Raw genomic sequence first — 270 nt, 5'->3', positions numbered from 1 at the left:
CGATTTATTCTTATTTCTCAATCGGTCAGGTGGTCACTTTGGATTTCGGGCCGTAACTCAGCCCTTGGCCTTCTTCTGAGCCTTGATTGCCAGCGCCCGCTCGCGCAAAACCCTCGCACGCTCCGGCTTTATTTCCTGGCGCGCACGTCCAAATGCAAGCGCTTCGTCAGGAACATCATCGGTGATGACGCTGCCGGACGCAATGTAGGCGCCATCCCCAATCTGGACAGGTGCAACCAGCGAACTGTTCGACCCAATGAAGGCGTTGGC

At 56.3% G+C, this 270-nt stretch carries 1 protein-coding gene; it reads right to left on the bottom strand.

From position 1 onward, the window contains the following. Positions 1 to 57 precede the first annotated feature (57 nt). Positions 58 to 270, bottom strand: a 213-nt coding sequence (locus SCA31_RS23540; RefSeq protein ID WP_410699434.1) for a DapH/DapD/GlmU-related protein, incomplete at its 5' end; no start/stop codon positions are given.

It is taken from the genome of Chryseobacterium sp. SIMBA_028 (assembly GCF_046535285.1).
Taxonomy (GTDB): domain Bacteria; phylum Bacteroidota; class Bacteroidia; order Flavobacteriales; family Weeksellaceae; genus Chryseobacterium.
Note: the sequence above shows the minus strand (reverse complement) of the source record. Positions and strands in the feature narration are given on the sequence as shown.